This window comes from Prevotella sp. P3-122, assembly GCF_002251365.1.
In the GTDB taxonomy this organism is placed as follows: Bacteria; Bacteroidota; Bacteroidia; order Bacteroidales; family Bacteroidaceae; genus Prevotella.
On the sequence record NZ_NPJH01000056.1, the window covers coordinates 24,497 to 46,611 of the forward strand.

18 protein-coding genes are annotated in these 22,115 nt (G+C 45.5%); 11 read left to right on the plus strand and 7 right to left on the minus strand.

Annotated features, from left to right (window positions below; genetic code table 11):
* Positions 1–7: 7 nt before the first annotated feature.
* Positions 8–1,000, plus strand: coding sequence for a metallophosphoesterase family protein (locus CIL02_RS10095; RefSeq protein ID WP_094401399.1), 993 nt, complete (start codon positions 8–10; stop codon positions 998–1,000).
* 10 nt (positions 1,001–1,010) lie between these two features.
* Here the strand turns inward: CIL02_RS10095 and CIL02_RS10100 are convergent, their stop codons facing one another.
* Positions 1,011–1,691, minus strand: a complete 681-nt coding sequence (locus CIL02_RS10100; RefSeq protein ID WP_094401401.1) for a sigma-70 family RNA polymerase sigma factor — start codon at positions 1,689–1,691, stop codon at positions 1,011–1,013.
* Positions 1,692–1,834: 143 nt separating this feature from the next.
* Here CIL02_RS10100 and CIL02_RS10105 point away from each other — a divergent pair, with 143 nt between their 5' ends.
* Both CIL02_RS10105 and CIL02_RS10110 read left to right on the plus strand, forming a co-directional pair.
* Positions 1,835–2,074, plus strand: coding sequence for a hypothetical protein (locus CIL02_RS10105; protein WP_240513632.1), 240 nt, complete (start codon positions 1,835–1,837; stop codon positions 2,072–2,074).
* 67 nt (positions 2,075–2,141) lie between these two features.
* The gene (locus CIL02_RS10110) at positions 2,142–3,284 is read left to right on the plus strand and encodes a TlpA disulfide reductase family protein (protein ID WP_094401403.1); all 1,143 of its coding nucleotides are present in this window, start codon (positions 2,142–2,144) and stop codon (positions 3,282–3,284) included.
* 412 nt (positions 3,285–3,696) lie between these two features.
* Here the strand turns inward: CIL02_RS10110 and aat are convergent, their stop codons facing one another.
* From aat to CIL02_RS10145, 6 genes are all read right to left on the minus strand, one after another.
* Positions 3,697–4,395, minus strand: coding sequence for a leucyl/phenylalanyl-tRNA--protein transferase (gene aat / locus CIL02_RS10120; protein WP_094401408.1), 699 nt, complete (start codon positions 4,393–4,395; stop codon positions 3,697–3,699).
* Positions 4,373–6,580 (minus strand): AAA family ATPase, encoded by a 2,208-nt coding sequence (locus CIL02_RS10125; RefSeq protein ID WP_094401411.1) that lies wholly within the window; start codon positions 6,578–6,580, stop codon positions 4,373–4,375. Before CIL02_RS10125 ends, aat begins: the two co-directional genes overlap by 23 nt.
* 4 nt (positions 6,581–6,584) lie before the next feature.
* A complete protein-coding gene (locus CIL02_RS10130) occupies positions 6,585–6,893 on the minus strand; it encodes an ATP-dependent Clp protease adaptor ClpS (RefSeq protein ID WP_094401432.1) in 309 nt (102 codons plus the stop codon).
* Between the two features lie 533 nt (positions 6,894–7,426).
* Positions 7,427–8,347, minus strand: coding sequence for a phosphate acyltransferase (locus tag CIL02_RS10135; protein WP_240513634.1), 921 nt, complete (start codon positions 8,345–8,347; stop codon positions 7,427–7,429).
* Positions 8,348–8,548: 201 nt separating this feature from the next.
* Positions 8,549–9,745, minus strand: a complete 1,197-nt coding sequence (locus tag CIL02_RS10140) for an L-serine ammonia-lyase, iron-sulfur-dependent, subunit alpha (RefSeq protein WP_094401413.1) — start codon at positions 9,743–9,745, stop codon at positions 8,549–8,551.
* Positions 9,746–9,798: 53 nt separating this feature from the next.
* Positions 9,799–10,614 (minus strand): amidohydrolase, encoded by an 816-nt coding sequence (locus CIL02_RS10145; protein ID WP_240513636.1) that lies wholly within the window; start codon positions 10,612–10,614, stop codon positions 9,799–9,801.
* Positions 10,615–10,906: 292 nt separating this feature from the next.
* Between CIL02_RS10145 and CIL02_RS10150 the strand changes: the two genes are divergently transcribed.
* The 8 genes from CIL02_RS10150 to CIL02_RS10185 all read left to right on the plus strand — a co-directional run bounded on the left by CIL02_RS10150 (position 10,907) and on the right by CIL02_RS10185 (position 21,224).
* Positions 10,907–14,203, plus strand: coding sequence for a hypothetical protein (locus tag CIL02_RS10150; protein WP_141210195.1), 3,297 nt, complete (start codon positions 10,907–10,909; stop codon positions 14,201–14,203).
* A 169-nt stretch (positions 14,204–14,372) separates the two neighbouring features.
* Positions 14,373–14,909 carry a hypothetical protein gene (locus tag CIL02_RS10155; protein ID WP_094401417.1) on the plus strand — a complete coding sequence of 179 codons (537 nt, stop codon included), beginning with the start codon at positions 14,373–14,375 and terminating at the stop codon, positions 14,907–14,909.
* Between the two features lie 221 nt (positions 14,910–15,130).
* Entirely contained in the window at positions 15,131–15,748 is a 618-nt protein-coding gene (locus CIL02_RS10160; protein ID WP_141210196.1) for a hypothetical protein, read from the plus strand.
* A 149-nt stretch (positions 15,749–15,897) separates the two neighbouring features.
* Positions 15,898–18,060, plus strand: coding sequence for a hypothetical protein (locus CIL02_RS10165; RefSeq protein WP_141210197.1), 2,163 nt, complete (start codon positions 15,898–15,900; stop codon positions 18,058–18,060).
* 69 nt (positions 18,061–18,129) lie between these two features.
* Positions 18,130–19,155: a penicillin-binding transpeptidase domain-containing protein gene (locus tag CIL02_RS10170; RefSeq protein ID WP_094401423.1), complete on the plus strand. Its 1,026-nt coding sequence runs from the start codon at positions 18,130–18,132 to the stop codon at positions 19,153–19,155.
* A 126-nt stretch (positions 19,156–19,281) separates the two neighbouring features.
* The gene (locus CIL02_RS10175) at positions 19,282–19,911 is read left to right on the plus strand and encodes a hypothetical protein (RefSeq protein ID WP_094401425.1); all 630 of its coding nucleotides are present in this window, start codon (positions 19,282–19,284) and stop codon (positions 19,909–19,911) included.
* 15 nt (positions 19,912–19,926) lie between these two features.
* A complete protein-coding gene (locus CIL02_RS10180) occupies positions 19,927–20,586 on the plus strand; it encodes an MBL fold metallo-hydrolase (protein WP_094401427.1) in 660 nt (219 codons plus the stop codon).
* Positions 20,587–20,813: 227 nt separating this feature from the next.
* Positions 20,814–21,224: a hypothetical protein gene (locus tag CIL02_RS10185; RefSeq protein WP_094401428.1), complete on the plus strand. Its 411-nt coding sequence runs from the start codon at positions 20,814–20,816 to the stop codon at positions 21,222–21,224.
* Positions 21,225–22,115: the final 891 nt, after the last annotated feature.

A 22,115-nucleotide genomic window follows, 5' to 3' on the forward strand; every position in this document is an offset into this window, starting at 1 on the left:
GCACATTATGCTGAAGAAATTCATTATGGGCTTGGCCATGCTTACGGGCATTGGCCAAGCCTTTGCACAAACGCCGCTGAAGTTCCGGAACGGATATTTCAAGATTGTGCAGCTCACCGATCTCCACTACAAGCTGGGAGCGAAAGCCTCGCAGCAGGCTCTCGACTGCATCAGGGAGATGGTGACAGAGGAGAAACCCGACCTGGTGATGGTAACGGGCGACATTATCTATTCCATGCCCGCCGACAGCACACTCTCCGTTGTCCTCGGCACTCTCAGTTCGCTCGGCGTGCCCTTTGCCATAACCTTCGGCAATCACGACTACGACTTCAAGGCTCCTTCGGCAGCTCTCTACGCACAGATGCAGAAGTCGCCCCATTGCGTGATGCCCGTGCTGCAGGGCAAAAGCCTCGACTACTCACTGCCCATAATGTCATCCAACGGCAAGAGGACGGCAGCCGTGCTCTACTGCATAGACACGCACAACAGGTCGTCACTTGCCGGAGTCGACGGCTATCAGTGGATAACACACAACCAGATAACATGGTACAGGCAGCGCAGCTCGGTATACAAGCAGCAAAACGCAGGCAAGGCGTTGCCCGCACTCGCCTTCATGCACATCCCGCTTCCTGAATACAACTACGCCACCGACAACACACAATGCCCGATGTATGGCTCCCGTCTGGAGAAAGCATACTCGCCATCGCTCAACAGCGGCATGTTCACGGCCATGAAGGAGCAAGGAGACGTAATGGGAGTATTCTGCGGTCACGACCACGACAACGACTATTCCGTGGCCTACTATGGCATACTGCTTGCCCACGGCCGCTTCTCGGGAGGCAACACAGAGTACAACCACCTGAGAAGTGGAGCCAGAGTGATAGTTCTGAAAGAAGGTAAAAGGGAATTTGACACATGGATAAGGGAACGGAGTGGAAACATTCTCTACCACACCTCCTTTCCCAAGAGCTATGTCAAGGACGACTGGCGGAAGCGGTAGTAGCCTCCGCCTATTTCCTTATCCGCCTCAAGGCTCTGTCGCGTATCTGCCTTACTCTCTCACGCTTCAGCCCCATCATCTGCGCAGCCTCCGCCATGTTATACCTGTCGCCGTCTATTCCGAACAGCAGCCTAATCACCTTCTGCTCTCTTTCCGGCAGCTCGTGGAGCTTCTCCACTATCATGGCCTGTGCATCGTCATTGCCGTCATCCGCACCAGGAACTGGCGAGTCGGGGTCGGCAACAACCGTCAGCAAGGTGACATTCTCGCGGCCTCCTAATGGTGCGTCGACCGACAAAGCTCTTGCGCGCTTGCGCTCCAGCGGCGTATCGTTGTCCTGGGGCACCTTGTAAAGTCCCGACTGCGACACGATAGCAGCCTCCATGGCCTTGCGGATAAAAGGTGAGGCATACGACACAAAGCGGCTGCCATGTCCAGGCTCATATTTGCGGGCAGCCTTCAGCAGTGCCATGTTGCCCTCGCTGACAAGGTCGGAAATGTCTACGCCCTTGCCACGAAAACTGTTGGCCATGGCAACGACAAACTTCAGGTTGGCTCTTGACAGACGGTCAAGGGCACGGGCATCGCCATCGGCAATCCTGCGCGCCAACGACTCCTCCTCCTCAACGCTTAGCGCAGAAGCATGTCCAATCTCATCAATATATTTCTCAAATGCGTTCTTTCTTTCCATATCGGTAGCTGATGTTGGGTTGTGCAAAAATAATAATAATAAACTTAAGTGCCAAACGTTTTTCCCCGTTTTTTTTGCTTGTTTACGGGATAATTCTTATATTTGCAGCCATAAAAACATTAAACATTAAACTTTAAGCAATTATGGATTTATCACTTGAGTTCTTGCAGAATGCACAGGTTGTAATAACGTTCGTCGCATTCGTCGCCCTGACCGTAGCTATATGGTTAGTAGCAGAGTGCAAATATCTCTTCATCAAATTTGAGCACTCTCCTGAGGAGGAAGAGGGCTGGAAAGAAATGGATGAGCACTATCCCGGCAAGGAGCTGAGCATCCGCGACATCCTCAAGAACAGCACATTCCGGGGGTTCAGCGCAGTATAATGCCATCGCTGTCATACCCGACAGCCTGTATTCCCGCATCCTTTTCGAACAAAAACAATCAACGCTCATGAACAAGACTATTTTTGGCCTTGCCCTATTGGCTTATGCCGGCACGGCACAAGCACAGGGCGAAGGCACACTCCGCATAAAAGGACAACTCACGGGCTTTACCGACACTGTCCTCGTGTTGCGCCCGGCCACCAGAAGCCTCAATGCCGACACCACGATGGTGACGGATAATGGCACGTTCGACATCACCATCAAGCTCGACAAGCCACAGAGCCTCTACCTTGCCACTCCCGGCACCATTCGCAGGGAGCAGAACGCAGCATTTGGAGTGCAGGTCATTGGCGTACCGGGCGAGAGCGTAGAGCTCAGCGGTGACCCGCGCACACGCTACGACATCAATGGCTCCACATTCTACAAGCAGTACCATGAGGCTGACATAGCCATGGAGACAGCACAGAAGCCCATCAACGACATCTACAAGGAATACCGCACACGCCTACAGGCTGGAGAAAGCCAGGAGGCTGTGTCCAAGGACCTGAACGCCAAGATGGAACAGGCACAGAAGGACTACAAGGATGCCATACTCGACTTCATCAGGCAGCATCCCGACTACGAGGCCTCGGCCGCTATCATTCAGCAGCTTGAGGAACTCGGCCTCATGGAACAGGCAGCAGGACTGCTCTCCGAGAGTGTGCGCGAGGGCAGGATGAAGGACTTCTACGGCAAGGCCATTGCCGCGGCAAGACAAGCCAAGGAGGCCGAGGAACGTGCCGAGAAGCTGCAGGCTACAGGAGTAGAGGCTCCCGACTTCACGCTCAACGACATAAACGGCAAACCGCTGTCACTGTCCAGCCTGCGTGGCAAGCACGTGGTGCTCGACTTCTGGGGCTCATGGTGCGGATGGTGCATAAAGGGCATGCCACAGATGAAGGAGTACTACGCCAAGTATAAGGACAAACTCGAGATATTGGGCATCGACTGCAACGACACCGAAGAGAAATGGAAGGCTGCCGTGGCAAAGCATGAGCTGCCCTGGCTGCATGTCTACAATCCACGTGGCTCACAGGATGACGTATGCTCGAAATATGGCATCCGCGGCTTCCCGACAAAGATACTCGTTGGTCCGGACGGCAAGATTGTCAAGACCGTCGTAGGCGAGGACCCGGAGTTCTATACCCTACTCGACTCGCTGTTCAAATAAGCACACGCTGTATAAAGCAGAAACATGGAGGAGTTCCCGCACATAGGAGCTCCTCCATGTTTTTCACCATAAGGAGCGAACGATTACAACGGTTCTGCAGAAATTTCTTGGGGGATACAGTGACCCGTATGGTGAGTCTTTCCTCCCTTTTCTCTTATCCAGAATAGGACGAACGATTTCTGTACCAGCTTAGCCCATCTCAGACGCAAAGCTTTGCATCCGTCAACGCAAAGCTTTGCATCCGTCAACGCAAAGCTTTGCATCAGCCCACGCAAAGCTTTGCATCAGCTTCCACAAACGTTTGCTTAGGAAAGGGCTTCATTTAGGAATCCCTTCCCATGTTTTCCTTCTGAGGCAAGATTACAACTACAAGGAATGACGAAGATATTTTTATTCCCACAGATTTCACAGATTACCCAAGCTCCACGTCCTTCTCGCCATTCAATATTCCCATATACTTGTCATAAGATATATGCTTGCCACCCATAGACTTCAGATGAGGGGTCTCAAACTGACAGTCGATAAAGAGTCCTCCCATACCATCAAGAGTCTTGGCCAAGTATATCAAGGCCAACTTGGAAGCATTTGGGACTAACGAGAACATGCTTTCGCCAAAGAAAGCATTTCGGACAGCAACCCCATACAAGCCTCCAACAAGTTTTGCAGATCTTTTTCCCGATGACATATCCTGCGGCTCCCACACCTCAACACTGGCCGCATAGCCAAGACGATGCAATTCCGTATATGCTTTTATCATGTCAGAACCAAGCCATGCGCCATATTCCTGATTGCGGTCGTCCACTGAGGAGCAGCCACGGATTACTCCCTCGAAACACTGATTGAAAGTTACGATGTACTTGTTCTGACGCATTAGCTGCCTCATCGAATGGCTGATGTGTATCTCTTTGGGGAAAATGACATATCTGTCTAAAGGGCAATACCAGTGGGGTTCTTTCCAATGGCGAAAAGAAAACCATGGAAAGAAGCCGTTACTGTATGCCAACAGCAGACGGTTGACGGACAAATCGCCACCTACGGCAACTAGTCCGTCTTCCTCTCCCAGATGTGGGTCGGGAAACCACAATTCGTCATCCAACTGATAAACCGCCATCTTTCATGCCAATTGTTATGTTGCCACCTTGCTTCAGACTGCCGAACAGTATCTCGCGCATAAGTAAGGGCTTAAGTTTTTGAGATATAACACGGTCCATCTCCCTTGCTCCGTATTCTGTAGTAAATCCTTCTTTCAAAATATATTCGAAAGCTTCCGGGCTAAGCTCCATGGTCACATGCCTTGTCTGTAGTTTGGACTCCAGTTCTCTCAATTTCTTTTGGAGTATCAGAGTTGCCATCTGCTTATCCATATCGCGGAAGACCACGGCACCAGACAACCGGTTAAGAAACTCTGGCTTGAAAGTCTTCCTCACCTGTTTCATCATGGCATCGCCGCGGCTGACATTACCATTGAAGCCGACAGAAGCCTGTGACGCAAACTGCGCTCCTGCATTGGATGTCATAATCAGCACTACATTCCTGAAATCAGCATGCCGTCCCTTGTTGTCCGTCAGTCGGGCATAGTCCATCACCTGAAGCAGGATGTTGTAGATATCCTCGTGCGCTTTCTCAATCTCGTCAAGCAGCAACACGCAATTGGGATTTTTCCTTATGGCATCAGTCAGCAAACCGCCGTCTTCATAGCCTACGTATCCTGCCGGCGAGCCAATAAGTTTTGCAACAGCATGCTTCTCTGTATATTCACTCATGTCGAAACGTATCAGGGCGATAGCCAGTTCTTTCGACAATACCCGTGCAACCTCTGTCTTGCCTACTCCCGTGGGGCCGACAAACAACAATGATGCCAATGGCTTGTTGTCATCCATAAGTCCGGCTCTCGACATCTGAACAGACTCAACCACCTGCCGGATAGCCTCGTCCTGTCCGTAAATCTGAGAAAGCATCCTGGCAGCAAGACTCTCTAATTGCCGATAATCCTCATCCTCCGCTTCAGACAGGGCATCCACCTTGCAGGTCTTGGACAGTACTTCAGCAATCTCTCTCTTCCCTACAATCCTGACATTGTCATCCATCTCCATGGCGGCACCGGCCTCGTCAATGAGGTCTATAGCCTTGTCGGGCAGGAAACGGTCATTGACATGCTTGGCACTCGCCTCAACGGCGAAAGTAATGGCCTCGTCGGTATACTTCACCCCATGAAACTCCTCATAACGGGGTTTCAACTGCCTGATGATAGTTTTCGCCTCCTCGACAGTCGGCTCGAGAATGTCTATTTGCTGGAACCGCCTTATGAGTCCTTTGGAACGTGAGAAATAGCGGTTGTATTCCTCGTAGGTCGTCGAGCCGATGAACCGGATTGTTCCTGATTCAAGATAAGGCTTGAGCATGTTTGAGGCATCCATTGCCCCCTCCCCTGTTGCGCCTGCGCCAACAAGTGTGTGGATTTCGTCAATATAGACGATGTTGTTCCCGCTTTCTTCCTGAATACCATCCATTATTTGCTTTATTCGGTTCTCAAGGTCACCACGATATTGTGAGCCAGCCAGCAGAGTACCCATGTCCAGCTGGTAAATCCTGCTTCCTCTCAGCCTCTTGGGGACCTTGTCTTCCTCTATAAGTCTTGTCAGCCCCCATACGAGCGCAGTCTTTCCTACGCCAGGCTCACCGACATGCAGCGGATTGTTCTTATCACGACGACATAGCACCTGCATAGTACGTTTTAGCTCACGTTCTCTTCCTACAAGAGGATTGTACCTCGTGTAATGCTCGTTCATACATGTGACCAGCCTCCTCCATGCGGCTTTTCCCTCATTCCCCTCAGCATCATCATGAAGCTTGTCTTCGAAGTCACAGCAGTTTATCAGCTGACTCATAAAGTTTGTCTCCTTACCATACAGACAATCCTTCAGGAGATATGCCGCCCATGAATCCTCGAGTTTCAGGATTCCCCTAACCAAGTGAGGAGTATCTATATATTCCGAACTGCTTAGGGCCACATCCTGCACTGCGCTTTCTATCACCATCCCCATCTGGGCAGACACCTCCGGCCCGTATTCAATGCCCTCCGGAACTGGGTCTACTTGTCTCAGGAACTCCTCAACACGCTCAGCCAGTGTCTGTGGACTATAAAATATATTCAATGCGGCATAGAAGTTATCATCCTCTATCAATACCGAAAGCAAGTGCTCAGGCATGACAAACTCATGTCTATAGCTTTTACAGCATTCCAGCGCATTGTTCAGAACACGTGACGCTCTTTCTGTTTGCCTTATTTCTGCCATACTGTTAATTGTCTTCAGGTTCAACGGTGAGCCGCAACGGGAAACCGTTCTCGCGGGCCATATTTGTAGCCTTCTGTGCCTTGGAAACAGCTATGTCATAGGTATATATTCCCACCACGGCCTTGCCTGAATGATGTACCTGCAACATCAATGCCTGTGCATTTTCATCACTTAAGTAAAAGACCTCCCTCAACACCTTCACAACGAAATCCATTGTCGTAAAGTCATCATTGTGTATCAACACCTTGTAGCGACGCGGTTCCCTCATATCGGTTTTCTGTCGCTCTCTTATTTGAGATTGTTCTTGTGGCATATTTACATATATAATTGTGTTACTCTGTTTCTTACCGCAAAAATACAAAATTATCCGATGATGTAGCGAAACCATCATTTATTTTTAGCTTTATTCATGGTTTCTTAATCAAAACTTCCTGTTTTTCCTGCATTAACGATAATATATTATCGCTATTTTGAGTTGTAGCGGACAATAATAATTCTGGATAAGAGAATAGGGAGGAAAGACCCTCCATACGGGTTACTTTAGCCACAGGAGTTTTCTACTGCCCCCCAAATCTTCCCATATGTTTATCGGGTGAATCTCCTGATGAGGGACGTACACATAAAAGGATGGTTGTCTCACGACAACCATCCTCCGTTTAAACCTTAATAATCTAATACCATGAAAAACACGATGCAAAGTTATATATTAAGTTTGGCAAAGCCAAGCTTTTCTATAAGAAAAAACTTTTTGTAACATTTCTTAACCACACCATTCAGCTATTAGATTTACTCAACTTTCGGAAGTTATTTTATACCCTTATACAGTGGGTGACATCTGGCCACACACTATTCCTCCCCATAACAACACCATGCTGCCAGGGCAAGGCTAAAGAACTTGCTCATGGCATCGTCACCTCTCGACGGCAATACCACGGGCACCTTGGTACCTGCAAGCACGCCAGCGGTGTCTGCCTGCGAGAACAGCGTAATGGTCTTATAGAAACAGTTGCCGGCCTCTATGTCGGGCATCACCAGTGCGTCGGCATCACCATTGATGGGTGACTTTATGTTCTTTATCCTCATGGCGTCTGCTGAGCATGCGCTCTTCACGTCCATTGGCCCGTCGACCACGCAGTCGCCAAAAGCACCTTCTTTGGCCATTCTGATTACCTCCACATAATCCTCCGTAAGCGGGAATATCTTTCCGTTCACTTTCTCGGTGCAATGGACGAGTGCTACTTTCGGTCTGCTGATGCCCGTCTGCCTGCATATCCTCACGATGGTCCGCACCTGCTCCACCCTCTGTTCCCTGTTGGGATAGGGTATGACAGCAGAGTCGGTGAAGAACAGCATCTTGTGGTATGACGGCATCCTGGCCAGGGCCACATGAGTCATAACGGCTCCCTTGCACAGCAGTCCATGCTCCTTGTTGAGCACGGCGCGTAGCAAGTTGTCGGTATTGATGAGTCCCTTCATCAGGATGTCGACAGTCCCCTCTCGTGCCATGCGCACGGCAGTGCAGGCAGCCTCATCCCTCGACTCTGCCCTAACCACGGAAATATGACTGCGGTATCTGTCAAACCTTTTGTCAGCAAGCACTATCTCCGTACCACCAATAAACACGACGTTGACAAACTTACGCTGCAAAGCCCATTCGACAGCCATTCTTGACGACTCGTCCTCAGCGCATACCAGTCCTATGCGCCATCGCCTGTTGCGGCACTCCAGCCTCGCAAGCATGTCCTTAAAGTCTTTCAGTCCTTCCATATGAGTTATTGTTGTCTGATGTCTAAAGGGCTAAGGTCGAAGAGGTTTGAGGGGTTTGAAGGGTTCGAGGGGTTCGAGGGGCTTGAGGGGTTCGAGAGTACTTTGTCCTTAGACCTTCTGCCCTTAGTCCTTATCCTTAGACCTTAGTCCTTTGACCTTTGACCTTAGTCCTTAGTCCTTTGACCTTAGCCCTTCGACCTCCTAAATCCTTGCCAGGCCTCCCCCACTCGTCTCCTTATACAGCGACGGCAAGTCGTGCCCCGTCTGCTTCATCACCCTCACTACCCTGTCGAACGACACCTGATGCTGTCCGTCAGAGAACGTGGCATAAAGCTCTGCGTCAAGGGAGCGGGCGGCGGCGAAGGCGTTTCTCTCGATACAAGGTATCTGCACCAGTCCGCATACGGGGTCGCAGGTCATGCCAAGATGGTGCTCTAATCCCATCTCGGCAGCATACTCTATCTGCAACGGTCCACCGCCGAAGAGCTGGCATGCAGCGGCAGAAGCCATGGCGCAGGCCACTCCGACCTCTCCCTGGCATCCCACCTCGGCTCCGCTTATCGACGCATTGTGTTTCACTACGTTGCCGAACAATCCCGCTGTGGCAAGAGCATGACAGATGCGCTTGTCGCTAAAGTCGTGGCCATGCGACAGATGGTACAGCACACTTGGCACGACACCGCACGAGCCGCAGGTGGGAGCAGTGACGATGGTTCCGCCAGCAGCATTCTCCTCGCTTACGGCCAAGGCATAGGAGAACACCAGACCACGGCTCTGCAGCGAGGTTCTGAAACTCTTGGTCTTTATATAATAGTTCGCAGCCTTGCGGGGCAGATGCAGCGGGCCGGGCAGCACGCCCTCATGCTCAAGGCCATTCTCCACAGACTGCTGCATGGCCTCCCATACCGTCTGAAGGAAGTCCCATATCTCCGGTCCCTCACATTCCTCAACATACTCCCAATAGCCCCGTCCGTTGTCAAGACACCACTGCATAATCTCCTTCAACGTGTTCATGCCGTACACCTCTGGGGTAGCCAGCTCGCTGTCCTCTTTTCCTTCGGACAAGGCACCGCCTCCAATACTGAACACCGTCCACTCGTCTGTCATGGTTCCATCATTGCCAAAGGCTCGGAACATCATTCCATTGGGATGGTATTCCAACGTGGTTTCCGGCTTCCACACTATCGTAGTGGGAGCCAAAGGAGCCAGCACCTCCTCAATGGCCTTGTCGGTAAGGTGCCCCTTGCCTGTTGCGGCAAGGCTTCCATAAAGGGTTACTTCAAAGCTGGCCGCGCCACTATTGCGTCCGGCAAATATCGTTGCCGCTTTGTGCGGTCCCATCGTATGGCTGCTCGATGGGCCCTTGCCAATCCTGTATAGTTCTCTTAGCGATTTCATCCAATAATTTGTTTTAATTTTGTTGACGAGCTGACAAGTTGATAGTTAACTTGTCAACTCGTTAACATACCATCCCTATCCCTCAAGACAGGGAATTTTTCCCTAAACGTCCTCATGCCACTGATGTTCAGTCCGTAGGTCACGGCCTCCTGGCACTCGTCCTTACATTCGGCGACACACCTTCCCCACGGGTCAGCCACCATTGAGCCTCCACTGTAATGTCCCGTAGGGTCGTCGCCGACCCTGTTGACACCAACAGTAAAGCACTGGTTCTCTATAGCCCTTGCAGCAAGCAATGTGCGCCACACTTGTATGCGTCCCTGTGGCCAGCTGGCCACGCAAATCATCACGTCATAGTCCTCACGGTTGCGGCACCATGTGGGGAAGCGCAGGTCATAACATATCACGGGCATCCATCTCACTCCCCTCCACTCCACAACCAGCCTATGTTGTCCGGCGACAAAGTGTCTGTTCTCGCCTCCGTAGCCGAAAAGGTGGTGCTTGTCATAATAGCTCACACCGTCGGGGGTAACAAAATACAACCTGTTGCGGAAGCCCTCATCAGTCCTCACAACTATGCTTCCGGCCACTGCGCAGTCACGGTATTGTGCCATCCGTGCCATCCATCTGACAGTCTCGCTGTCGTCAGCCTTCTCGGCAACGCCATTAGGCTCAGCGACAAATCCTGTTGTAAACATCTCTGGAAGCACTATTACATCGCTGGCTGGCAGGGCGGCGACAAGGCTTTCTATCCTATTCCTGTTCTCTGCCACCATACGCCAGGCAATGTCATATTGCACCATTGTCACCTTTGTTTTCCGCATCCCATCCATATACTCCACTTTTCTCCTTCCGTGTCCGTCTGTCATCACAAAGGTCCGGTCATGTGCCAATGGCAACAGTCGGACACCATAGTAATCCGATTGCAAACTTACATAAAATAATTGAATTTTTGCCTCTGTAACCAAGGGAAAATCTATTTTTCCATCGCAAACCACATGTTTTACTCCACATACATTTGAGGGAACAATCATTTTTGTGAGAAAAACAAACACCAATTCATTAATTTTTTGTATTTTTGTGGCATATAAACCCAAAACGAACAACAACTTGCAATTTCATACCATGATTCCCATTTCAACTATTCCACCAACAACCATTATGAGATATACATTCTTGATGCTTCTTGGCCTTTTCCTTATCGGCTGTTCCGAAGAAAAACGTTCTATGTCTTTGAATGAATCTGAGGTTTTCTTTGAGGAGACGTTGGCCTCCATATCCAAGGACCATTTAAAAGACAACATCTTTTATATCGGCACGGAGGACGGCATTGTATACATTTACAACTCAGAGAATCAGCACCTTGAAAAAATCACAACTGCCTTTGACCGTATTTATAAGGTTGTTAGAGATTCAGCAGGTAATTATTGGATAGGGACCAGAAACATGGGACTTTTCTGTTGCGACCTAAAAGGCGACTCCCTATGCGTAAAGAAAAGACATGGTCGTTTTTATATTCCGCTGAAATCCAAAAAGACCCAATATTCTGCATATGACATTTCTGTCCATAACTCAATAGTATATGTAGCGACCAGCCATGGACTGTACTATGTACCTAAAGAAACTGATGTTAATGACAGTACTCTCACGATATTATTCCCCAGCAGATATAAAGATGCCCCCGAGAATATTAGCCCCGTTGGCACAAGAAGTATCCAGCCATATAAAAACCAATACTTGTTTTGCGCCAGTGACTCAGGATTGCTGCGTGTCAATCTTGCGAGCAACAACGTAGAAAAGCTGTTTTTACAAAAAACTCACAACGTTGCCATTCATGATGATTCCATCTATTCTTTAGTTGGAGACTCCTTATTAGTTACAGACATCGATGGAAAGCCAAAAGAGTCTTATGCTCTTAAACTCCCAGCCCAAATTTACTATTATGACAAGACGGAAGGCACAAACTATTTCATAAGCAACCATTACATACAGCTCGTAAAAGATAAGGATTTAAAGAATCCTGATAAGTTTATGGTTGTTCCTTCACAGAAATCCATACGGACAAAATGTAGAAACATAATAGAAAATGACCTATCGAACAGGCGGTCTCTACTTGTGACTCTTCATTCTGTTTCGCGAGTTGGCCATCATCAGGATGTGTTTAATTCCGACGGCAATGTGAGATTAGCATGTACCGACGATGACAACATCTATTACCTTATTGGCACGAAGGTTTATCGCCAAAAGAAAGGTGAAACTGAAGCAACTCAATTTAAGGATATTCCTAAAGGAGTAAAGGATATCAGTTTTATGGAGGTCCTTAATGACACTCTTTATTATGTTGACGCCAACCATGAAATATATAAAGCCAAGCTTTATTCCAACTATTTCTTGAATTCAATTCTCTCGTGGGACCATATTATCAGGCAAAACCCCAAATCAAAATTTGAGGTAACAGCAATTGGGAAAGACGCAGAAAATGTATATGTTGGCGTTCGAGATGGTTTCAGAAATATCAACAACATCAACAAAAATATCCCGCTTGCAGACCCAACGACCAAAGAACCGATTAAGGATCCTTTTATTACTAAATTTGCATCAAATGGAGACCAGCTGCTGTTTTGCACCCTGAATGACGGTGTGTTCTTTGGAAAAAACAATTCCTTCACAAGGACACTTAAAGGTTCCGCCCCGTATACATTCATACGTGACATGGGGATTGATTCATTGCAAAACGTTAAGCACATCCTTACCAATCGTGGATATTTTATCATTAACAACGACTCGTCTTTCACAAAGGAAGCGGAGCTATCCGGATATAATCGCTTATTAGTGCTGGACTCAACTCATGTCTATGGCATTCCAAGTTTCGGAATAACGAACCTATGCGATAGCCTGAAAAGATATTTTATTGACATTCAGTTTAACCCCATGGCATGCCTTGTGTTTGACAACAAGGTTATTGCTGGATCAAGTAATGGAGTCTATGTTTTCTCTACCGACCTGTCTAAAGAAAACAGCATTGAAACCGCGGGAACTTATTATAGGGTTAAGTTCAATGACCAAGATTACTTTTCCAGAACAAACATATTGATTTTTACAATTATAATTGTATCAATAATAATCGGCCTGTGGTGGCACGACCGATATAAGATGAGCCGCCATGCTGTTCGGACGTTCAAGGACGGACTGGTCCTACGCCTTAACGAGTTGAATTCCGTGCGCGAGCATCTTGACACAGGAACCACCACGGAGCTTGACGGATTGATTTCGGAGGTAGAGAGCGTTGATATCTCTGGAAAGAAAATAGCATTGGCCCAATTGCGTAATATCAGTCTTAGAATAATGAAACTAACGGGCAAGGTTCCATCCATGCTAATACAAATTCTCCAAGAACAAATTAGGGAGATAAAGAAAAGTGGTCTGGATAATGCCGCAAACCAGATAGACAAAACAAATAAAGCCATAAAGAACCATACTTTGTCGTCTTTAAGCAATCAGATTAAGGAAAACTCCCAATGGCTGTCAGGAGCAACATCAACGCTGAGCATTCTGTCTTCTTATAAGTCATTGTTTTCCAAACTGCCATTGATTCCCGAGGTGACAGATGAAATCTCCAAAATCCTGCATTCAGCAGCCTCACCAGACAAGAAAATAGCTAATATTGAGAAACTGTCGAGAAAGATAAATGACAAATCTTCAAAAGACAATATAAAGGAATATATAGATAAAAAGATAAAGGAATGTGGTACTGCTCAAAGTGATTTCTTTGAGAAATCAATGTTTCACACAACACTCGGACTCATAAAAGATAATTATCTGGATATTAAAAACAGAATAGATGCTGCTGATGACATGACAGAACTCATGAAACTCATCTTTATTATAGACAGGCAACTATCAATATTCCTTGTTTTGTGGGAAATCCGTAATCTTTTACCAAAATACGACGAAGCCAACACTACATATGAGAAGAAAATAAAAGAAATAGAAAATCGGGAAAAGGAAGGTGAGTATGCCAAAAAAGGCGAAGCTTTTAGAAAAAAAGATGAAGATGAGGGAAAGAAACTGTTAGGGGCTCTAAAAGAAATATCATCCAACATCATAAAGAACATTGATGAATTGTATAAGATATTTGCCAGCGGTTCAGAAATGACTTTTCTTAAGAAATTAGGAATAAGCATTAAAGAAAGCAACGGAGGTCAGTTTATGCAAGCAAACCTTCTCGCATTACTGATGACGGGAACAAATATTCCAGTAAGTCGCTTCCGCAACTTGTTTGAAGTAAACGAGCAAAGCTTGAGACGTGTCAAGCGCGATTTGGTAACTCTGTTAGAGTCAGAAAAGAAAACCAGTATAGTTATAGAATATGCACAGAACAACGAAACCAGTATTGCAGGTCTTATTCTGGAACTAAAAGACATGGTAAGTGATGACAGAAGACAGCTAAATGAATAGATCAAACGATACATTTTATATGGCAAAAGGAAAATGCAACGTTGCATTTTCCTTTTTTTTTAACATTATTTCAAAAAACGGGATAACGTAATTGTATATGATATAATTTTGCAGTCGTAAACCAGGAATTACTGGTAAAATCATGTTAAACCAATAAAACATATTGATTATGAAAACTTATTTTTTCTTGAAGTCTGGTTTTATATCAGCAGTGATGTTTATAGTCTTTAGTCTTGTTGCCGCACATGCTGACGCACAGGGTAGAATACTCACAGCAGGCGTAAAGATTGCTGAGAATACAGCAAAGAATGCAGCAAAGTATACTATTGTTAGAGGAACCATACAAGGTATCCTGAACATTCCTCAGGTATGTCAAGGTGAAAGCATAAAACCTGTTGGGGCAATTCGTCCACAAAATATTGACAAGGTTAAAGCCCTGTCTGCGCCGAGTCTTCGTTCGCTTTTAAAACTGACTTTGTCGGCCAATGATGTCGCCCAACGTACAGACAAGATGAAAAAGCGTTTCCTCTCTTATGCCACAACAGAAAGCCAGTCCATAGATGACCCTGCCCCATTGTCATTTCCCATGACGGAAGGGCAGAGGAATGATACCCTCCACCAATATCTTGACAGCGCGACAGTAAAGACATGCCGTGCTATCCCGTTTGTGCAGGTGACACCAAGCGAGCAAACTCTCCATAAATAGGACATTGCATACAGCAGGCATTCCTGGCATGATTCCTGGCGGTCCATGCCTTTATTCCGGACAACAGAACGGGCATAGCCTCTACGAATGGTGTTGTGTTGAGGAGATGCACAGACGGTGAGCGTCGTGGAAAACATCATTGGCGCAATAACAAAAATGCAATGACGACAGATTCCGCAAATATTATCATTACAATAACAAATCTTAAAAGAAAAGGAACAATGAAAAAGACTAATTTATTTATTGCCAGTAGAATAGTAATATTATCGTTACTTCTAATGTGCTCTGCACAAGGAAAATCACAAAGATTTGACGGGTGGGCTCATTTCGGAAGCACAATAAGTCAGAAACTTAAGCAGGACGGAATGTCAGTGAAAAGCAGTTTCTGTCCTGAAGTGGAGTTAGGATTCAGAGGCTCTGGCGATGACGGGATTGCAGGCTTCGGACTTTCTGCGAATTTCCGTTGGATAAACACAGAAAAAATTGAGTGGTTCAATGATAGCAAGTTTATCTGGGACATATATATGGGTCCGTCTTTCTTTATTCCCTTTGACGGTTTTGACAGTACAACAGGATTAATGATCAATCCATTTATTGGCTACTCAACATCTGCAGCATGGTTTGACCCTGATATCAAGAGCGGCTCTTTCTCGATAAAGATATCTGCTGATTTGGTGTTATATGGCTTCTCTATTGGCGTTTTTTACCGTCCCATGAAACAGAGAATTGAAGGGAAAAGCGTATCGTCAAAAGGTGGGGAATACATGCGTTTTGGCGAGTTTGAGCACGCGCCGTCTTTCGGTTTGAGGATAGGATATGTCTTCGGCGATACCGACTAAGACCTTTTACATTCCTGAAAGGAAAGGGGGCAATGGTAACGTTACCTGCAATTAACTATATATAAACATGATTTATAAAGCAACTTGTATAAACGTAATAATATAACGATATGAACAAAGAGTATATCCGGAAGATGTTTGCAGAGACATTGACAGAGGAGGAAAAGCGGTTGATGACTATAGCCTCTGTTATATGCATGGAAGGATTGGAGATTGCTGCTCTGTGTAATCTCCATAAGCCAGACGACCCTCATGTATTATGCGACATGATATCTTCTCTTGACAGAAGGAATTGGCTATTTCTCGATCACAACAGGATATATTGTGACACGGGGGTATCTTGCGCAATATTGGACAAGCGCACATTAAGAGTGAACTACCTGATGTGCCTGTTATCAAATCTTGATGGCTATTTATCAATAGAGCCCTTAGACGATTATGCTTCCAGACAGCAGTATTTTGTTGCAGCCAGACTGCTGTTGGGATATATCATGGAGAAATGGGATAATGTTATTGGAAAGGATGACCCGTTCGTCAAGCTTTTCATGAAGAGTGTTCTGCATTTTGCCTCAAATGTCGAGCTGTCTTTCCCCAATAACAAGAGACGTCCCGTAACTCGTTTGGAAGAACGTATAGACTACAAGCTGTTGTCATTCTGCATGAGAATTACGGGTGACATAAGTTTCTATAGACCATTAGGAACATTGTATGCCAATATTTTCAGATACGATGAAGCCATTGCCTTCTTTAATGCGGCAGAACTGTCATCGACGAATGATAACGAGTTACTTATATCCCGCTCAAAAATGAATAACGACTTAGGTCTCACAGCTATGGCTTTCCATTATGCTTACAACGCATATTTAAACAACATGCAAGAAAACTCCACTGACAAAAACATTCGTATCTGTTTGTACTTGTCACTTCTCTGCGGTTTTTGTGGTATAAGGGGGAGTTGCATCCGATGGTTTCGGGAGGGCAAAAGACTTATTAAGAAGAGAGACATACCAGAGATTCATCCTTTACGGATAATGTTTTTCGAGATTGAGTCATTGTTAGCCATAGACAATCCGTCTACCGCCAATGAGTATCTCGAAAAAGCGGAGTTAATGTGCTTAAAATTATATTCCAATTATTCTCCGGAATTAAGCACGATATCCATAATCCGTTATCTCATATATGCGCATGCCGGCCTATCCAGAAAGAGTATTGAAGCATATCGTGACTATGTCAATTACAACCACTTCAATTATGGCTACTCCGCTGCTGACATATCAGCATTGTACTCTGCTATTATTGAGTCGAGCCATGAAAGAGGGTGCTTTTGCACAGCGGACATTTATGAAGCTCTAATGCAACCGCTTCATACGAATGATGCCACATTTGCTCCAGGTGTTCGCTTTTACAAGGCTATCAGTGAGACATCAACATGCCTGACACGTAGAGATTATGACAAATGCGCAACTCATCTTGAAAAAGCTCGTCAAATCTTCATTGGCGAAATAAGCCCTGACAAGGCATTGGTTGATGCCCTAAGTCCCGTCTTTGAGGGGGGCACGGTTCCCGATTGTGTTATTGGCAAAGAGTATGCAAGAAGCATCTCGTTGCTTGGTTTTGAAATTGATTTGGGAAGAGGGAAATATCATGATGCCAGAAAACATATTCTTAACGAGATCAACAACACGACCAATTTAAAAGACCGCCTGTTGCTGTCTGTCAATCTGGCCCGGATTACAATACTAAAAGGAAACATAGAAAAAGGCATAAAGCAATGGAAAGAACTTATAAACAGAGCTGATGCTTCTTGCAGGTTTGAGGTGTCAATGGCAATTACCGAATGGGCTATAGCGTATGAGCTATATTATTATGCCGTCGATTTCTTCGAAGAAGCAATGCAAGCTGAGTATATGCTATATGCAACGACAAAAGACATCGCCGTTGCGTTACGCAACTATGCAGATGTGCTGGAGACATGTGGCATGCAAGACAAATCGGATGAGCTCTGGCAGCAGGCCGTTAGGCTCATGAAAGCTGCAAACGACCTTGACGGTCTGGCTTTGGTATATTCGTATTGGGGGGCAACGAAACAAGACCACCAGGCCGAGATACTAATTGCAAAGGCCATTAAGTACTGGAAACAGGAACCTGGCGTTTTCGACGAGACACTTTCATATATGTATTGGCTTTATTCGTTAAATCTTGGCATGCAAGGGAAGACAGAAGAGGCAAAAGCTGCTGCATCAAAGGCCGTCAGTCTTTATCCATCTACATTTCCTGAAAATTGGGCTGAAGCTATAGAACCATATATGTAGAGATGCCAGAATGTATAACTATAAGGTGTTATCACAACAAAAACAATAACAGTTAGAAAAAAGAATGATATGAGAAACTTTATTACACTACTTATTGTGCTCGTGGCTATGAATATCCATGCACAACCCCTTCAAGACACAACGTTGCAGAACGTGTCAAAGAATATAATTATGGAAGTTGTCAAACCAATAGAGACTGACGTTTCGTTTGCGTCTGTAGTCGTGATGGAAACCGAGAGTGGGATTGTAAGGTCAAATATCAATCTCACCCGCACAAGCCAGGGATGGGAACAAGATGATGACTACAAGCATTATGTGGCAGCAGGGAATTCAAGAGCAGTCCTATTTCTCGCACTTCTTGAGTGTGGAGCTTCCTCTGGTGAGAGTTACCATACTTCAGGAGTATTTACTGACAAGCAGGCCGGTTGCACCATAAAAGACTACAACAGACCGATTGACGGCTGGGGAGATATCAGGTTAGACAGGGCCATGAATTGCTCTGACATAGTCATTCTAAAAGCATGCGAGGCACATTTTGCAAGATCTATGGGGACTCTGGCATATTATCTCGGCAAAACAGGAATTGACCTGGGAGACAAAGATGATGAAAGGACATACGAGGAGTTCTGCAACGATTATGAGAATACTCCATGGGACCCCATAGGGATTTTAGGTTATCGGGACAGAATCACCCCATTGCAAATGACCATATGGATGCAGGGGATAGCCAACGATGGCAGAATGATGATGCCACGGTTTTACGAGTCAGATTCTACCAAAGCAATATATGAGCAAATGGCTCTAAGGCGCAATATTGACTCATTAAAAAACGCGATGAGGGCAGAAGTTGAGTGTGGGACACTAAGGAATGTAGCTTCAGAATATGTCTCAGTGTCTGGCATAACAAATGTTTCGCAAGCAAACAATATTGGTTACCGCTGCACCATGTTTTGTGGTTTCATTCCCGGGTATACAATTAGCGTGAACATTGTAATGAAAGGAAGCCAAACCCTGAGTGCCCACGTTTCCATTGCCAGAGGCATCATTGACTGGATAGCGCAGCACAGGCTGAATTTAAGAGACGATAAAAAATAACTTGATATGAATTATCATCACTAAGTTAAGGTGGGAATTAATAGCCCCCCTTAAGAGAATAAAGGCCTGAAACAAGACAATCTTCTTATCTTCGAAATTTAATAACCATAAATAAAGCTTTCCTGTATGAAGATAATAGTTTTTATCATAAAGATATCAGTAGCCGCTCTAATAATTGGCTACAGTCTTTACTGTGAGCATTATTACACCGTGTTAATTATGCCTGCCTTCTGGCTCTTGGCTCTATTTTTCTATATGCTTCCAGATAGCATAACAGACGACAAAGACGGATGGATAATATACTTTATCGGTATCGGATATATCGCATTTATCACAACTGCGATAAAACTTGATACTGGCTTGCGCGCAATTAACGATGGCCATCAAATAAGGTTGGTAACAGCCTTCCACCCTTTTGGCAAATGCTTAGAGAATGGCTATAGGGTAGACACGTTAAGGCATATACCACGCTGCTACGAAAAAGATGTGGAATACTCCGTAAAACATGAAGAGATGTATATGCTTATGGGAGAGAAATACAACACCCTATTTAGCAAGACAGAAATAATAGCGCGGGGTACAGATTTCGTGTTTCGTGATGAAGAGTATGGACATGGCAAACTACATGTATGCTCATTTACTGACACGCTTGGTGTTAAACACAATATTGACATGTATGGCAATGACATACATGAACGAGGCTATTCACCTAAGGTGATTGAATATAGATATGATGATTATATCGAAAACGTATAGAAACTTATTGGTAAAATGATCAACGTAAAGAGATTTTGCTTTAATGCAGCACGGGCAAACTGCTATGTGGTTAGTGACGAGACCAATGAATGTGTAATCATTGATCCTTGTGCAGAAAAGGCTTATGAGAGAAAGATGTTACAGCAATACTTACATGATGAGCAATTGAAACCTGTAAGGTGCTTGCTGACACATGGGCATTATGACCATCTGTTGTCATGTGACCAAATTCATGATGAGTTTGGACTGTTACCCGAAGTTCATCACGCCGAGGAGACATTGATGGAGAGAGTCGAGATGAGAATTGAGGAAATCTATGGTGCAGGAGGCTTTCGGTACAACATTGTAAAACCCAAACACTATCTAAAGGATTTTGAGATAATATCCTTCGGCAGCCATAATCTGGTTACATTACATACCCCAGGACATTCTCCAGGCTGTGTTGTATATTATTGCGAGAAAGAATGCTTGGCATTTACCGGTGACACATTGTTTCGCTTGGGTATAGGCAGAAGCGACTTGCCTTTTGGGTCTTATGACGAGCTGACAAAAAGCTTGAAGTTCCTAACACATCTTTTGCCAGACAATTGTGTTATTTATCCAGGCCATGACAAGAAATCAACTATTGGACACGAAAAGAAATCCAACGTTTTCGTTAAGCCAGATGAGCAATGATGAGCTTGATCAATCATTGCCATGGCGAGAAAACGAAGGATGAAATCCAACGTTTTCGTTAAGCCAGATGAGCAATGATGAGCTTGCTCAATCATTGCCATGGCGAGAAAACGAAGGATGAAATCCAACATATTACACTTTTTGCATGTTGCTGTGGCTTTTTTAAGGCAAAACTGCTTGGTTATTATAAATAAAAGGTTTATATTTGTAACAAAATTTAAAAGATTATGTACGACAGGGAATATACCTCCGAAAGGATTTCGGAGTTGAGAGAGAACGAGATATTTGTCTTTGGCAGCAATCTGGCAGGCGCACATGGAGGCGGTGCGGCATGGTTAGCTTACAGGCGGTTTGGTGCTGTGTGGGGCGAGGGTGTTGGCCTTCATGGCCGGACATACGCAATTCCAACCATGCAGGGCGGTGTTGACACCGTCAAGCCGTACGTGGATGACTTTATCCTCTTTTCCAAAGAGCATAAGGAGCTCACGTTCCTCGTCACCCGAATAGGATGTGGCATAGCTGGATTTCGTAATGAGGAGATTGCGCCCTTGTTTAAGGATGCCATCTGTGTGGAGAACATCATCCTGCCAAAAGAGTTTGTGGAAAACATATTATCTGATGGCGATATTCGGAGATAGGAATCCGTTGCCACCTATCTCAGAAGACCGGGTAGTTACGTTCAAATAGATTGTGTTTCAGAAGTGGTGTTACGCCCCAGACCAACGGTCGCTGGCCGAAAAACTCTTATGCCCTTACATTTTATGGTTAGAAAAACGCCGTTTTCTGTCTTGAAAACTGCTGTTTTTCGCTCGTAAAACGCCGTTTTATGATGGGAAAACCGCCGTTTTATGATTGGGAAAACGGCGTTTTATTACCTTAATTTAAGAGTTTCGCAAGTGGATGTTGCTGGTGCTCAAGGTTGCGAGGCACGCCCTGAACCACAATCTATTTGAACTAACGGAAGTTGGATTACCTTGATAAAAAAAAGTTGCAAAACATCTGTTACTGTCACCGTCTATTGACAACACGCTGGCTATCAGCAATTTACTTTTTCGTGATGGTGACAGACGATTTGGAAACAGGGCTGAGACCGCACAAAAACAGCGCTTTTTGATATCGATGTCGGGTAAGCGTTTTTTGATGTCGATGTCGGTGACAGCAAAAATCGTCTGTCACCCATCTGTCACCATGATAACGCATTGATAATAAACAATTTAAATATCAATGGTGACAGATGACAGTAAATTGTAAAATTGTTACGCGCGCGAAGAAGAACGTATATGAATAAAATGATCAGCTATGAAGATAATCAATCGAGTAGGAGGTAAACGCTAATTGTAGGCGTTTATCTCCTACTTTCACGTTTACCGACCTCTCACACCTTATGAGAACATTCGCATAAGGTGTGTTATGCGAACTTCCATTTTATGCGAACTTCTTGTTGAATATATCTGTTAAAGGCAGACATCTGCAATGAGAAGTTCGCATAAAAAATATGATTGTCAGAAAACAAAAAGTTCATCAATATC

Bases quoted from the DNA above. Each gene is read 5' to 3' on its own strand.
- CIL02_RS10095 (WP_094401399.1), top strand. From the start codon at position 8: ATGCTGAAGAAATTCATTATGGGCTTGGCCATGCTTACGGGCATTGGC.
- CIL02_RS10100 (WP_094401401.1), bottom strand. From the start codon at position 1,691: ATGGAAAGAAAGAACGCATTTGAGAAATATATTGATGAGATTGGACAT.
- CIL02_RS10105 (WP_240513632.1), top strand. From the start codon at position 1,835: ATGGATTTATCACTTGAGTTCTTGCAGAATGCACAGGTTGTAATAACG.
- CIL02_RS10110 (WP_094401403.1), top strand. From the start codon at position 2,142: ATGAACAAGACTATTTTTGGCCTTGCCCTATTGGCTTATGCCGGCACG.
- aat (WP_094401408.1), bottom strand. From the start codon at position 4,395: ATGGCGGTTTATCAGTTGGATGACGAATTGTGGTTTCCCGACCCACAT.
- CIL02_RS10125 (WP_094401411.1), bottom strand. From the start codon at position 6,580: ATGGCAGAAATAAGGCAAACAGAAAGAGCGTCACGTGTTCTGAACAAT.
- CIL02_RS10130 (WP_094401432.1), bottom strand. From the start codon at position 6,893: ATGCCACAAGAACAATCTCAAATAAGAGAGCGACAGAAAACCGATATG.
- CIL02_RS10135 (WP_240513634.1), bottom strand. From the start codon at position 8,347: ATGGAAGGACTGAAAGACTTTAAGGACATGCTTGCGAGGCTGGAGTGC.
- CIL02_RS10140 (WP_094401413.1), bottom strand. From the start codon at position 9,745: ATGAAATCGCTAAGAGAACTATACAGGATTGGCAAGGGCCCATCGAGC.
- CIL02_RS10145 (WP_240513636.1), bottom strand. From the start codon at position 10,614: ATGACAGACGGACACGGAAGGAGAAAAGTGGAGTATATGGATGGGATG.
- CIL02_RS10150 (WP_141210195.1), top strand. From the start codon at position 10,907: ATGAGATATACATTCTTGATGCTTCTTGGCCTTTTCCTTATCGGCTGT.
- CIL02_RS10155 (WP_094401417.1), top strand. From the start codon at position 14,373: ATGAAAACTTATTTTTTCTTGAAGTCTGGTTTTATATCAGCAGTGATG.
- CIL02_RS10160 (WP_141210196.1), top strand. From the start codon at position 15,131: ATGAAAAAGACTAATTTATTTATTGCCAGTAGAATAGTAATATTATCG.
- CIL02_RS10170 (WP_094401423.1), top strand. From the start codon at position 18,130: ATGAGAAACTTTATTACACTACTTATTGTGCTCGTGGCTATGAATATC.
- CIL02_RS10175 (WP_094401425.1), top strand. From the start codon at position 19,282: ATGAAGATAATAGTTTTTATCATAAAGATATCAGTAGCCGCTCTAATA.
- CIL02_RS10180 (WP_094401427.1), top strand. From the start codon at position 19,927: ATGATCAACGTAAAGAGATTTTGCTTTAATGCAGCACGGGCAAACTGC.
- CIL02_RS10185 (WP_094401428.1), top strand. From the start codon at position 20,814: ATGTACGACAGGGAATATACCTCCGAAAGGATTTCGGAGTTGAGAGAG.